The 440-nt window shown below is 54.5% G+C and carries 1 protein-coding gene; it reads left to right on the plus strand.

The features are described 5' to 3' along the window. Positions 1-349: transposase (locus tag ACRXB1_RS37390; RefSeq protein ID WP_449494938.1), on the plus strand; the 349-nt coding region annotated here is incomplete at its 5' end. Positions 350-440: the final 91 nt, after the last annotated feature.

A 440-nucleotide genomic window follows, 5' to 3' on the forward strand; every position in this document is an offset into this window, starting at 1 on the left:
GCTGCTTATCGAGTGGCCCATTGGTGAAATCGAACCAACCAAATACTGGCTTTCAACTTTGCCCGAAGAGACGGTCGTGCAACATCTCGTTCACGTTGCCAAAATGCGCTGGCGCATTGAGCGTGACTATCAGGATCTCAAGCAGGAGTTTGGCCTCGGACACTTCGAGGGACGTGGGTGGCGTGGTTTTCACCATCACGCATCCCTATGCATTGCCGCCTATGGGTTTCTCGTCGCACAGCGCCTGAGTCAAGGCAGTAAAAAAAACTCCGAAGTCCGCAGCGTACCTGCCTTACCCGCGGACTACATCCCACGCGGCTCCTCAGCGCATGCAGCGACACGTATCTGATTCGATTGCAACGCTGCGCGGGCGAATTGCTGCCCACATCTCCAGGCGATTACAAAGGTGCCCATACTGTTGTGTTCTCCACGCATATTTA

This window comes from Caballeronia sp. M23-90, assembly GCF_053574605.1.